This is a genomic window from Mesorhizobium sp. M0768 (genome assembly GCF_040320195.1).
Classification (GTDB): Bacteria; Pseudomonadota; Alphaproteobacteria; order Rhizobiales; family Rhizobiaceae; genus Mesorhizobium.
On record NZ_JAMYPD010000115.1, the window covers coordinates 1 to 726 of the forward strand.

2 protein-coding genes are annotated in these 726 nt (G+C 63.8%); both read right to left on the reverse strand.

Going from position 1 to position 726, the window contains the following annotated elements; translation table 11 throughout:
- The coding region (locus NKI08_RS34575) for a recombinase family protein (RefSeq protein WP_352776001.1) at window positions 1–312 on the reverse strand (312 nt) is incomplete at its 3' end.
- A partial coding sequence (locus tag NKI08_RS34580) for a hypothetical protein (protein WP_352776004.1) occupies window positions 309–726 on the reverse strand: 418 nt, incomplete at its 5' end. The genes NKI08_RS34575 and NKI08_RS34580, both read right to left, overlap by 4 nt.

Sequence of the window (726 nt, forward strand, 5' to 3'; positions counted from 1 at the left end):
ATGCCAGTCCGGCCCGTTGCGCGACAGGCGGGACGCCTCCAGGCAAAGCACGGCGCCCACATGGCCGGTGCACAGATCGTCGACCAGGCGCTCGAAACCGGGACGCTCCACAGCCCCGCTTGCGGTTCGTCCCAGATCCTCGTCGATCACCTCTACTTTGCGGAATCCCCAGCGCCGCGCGACGTCGACAAGCTCATATTGCCGACGTTGGCTCTCAAGGTTGAGCTGGACCTGCGCCTGAGTGGACTGACGCACATAGACGACAGCCTTGCGCTTGAGGACGGCAGTCGGAATCAGATTACCGCTCGTCATCGCAGCTCTCCTCCTCCGTTGCCACGCCGGCGGCGGCCATCAATACGTTGGCGAGCCGGACGATCACTATGGTCCGTTGCGCTGAACTCAGCCCGTTCAGCTTCTGCGAGTCGAGCGGCAAGCTGAGTTGGCGAACGACCACGAGAGATCGTGTCGGTGGTGGCAGGGTTCTCATGTTGCGCCTCCGCGATGGTGAAACCATCCGGACAGCCTCGCCGGAAACGGCGTTCGATCAAGAGCTTGTGAAGCTCAAGCAGCGCGGCAAGCGATACGCGCGGGGAGCCCAGGTCCATCGCCGCGCAAGCCACGGGATCGATCATCCAGGCCGGAGCGGTAATGACATGCCCGGGCGCGACGACGAGATGAATGATCCGGCCGTTGGCGCGCTCTTCGCTGTTCTCGCAGCGAAGCCGA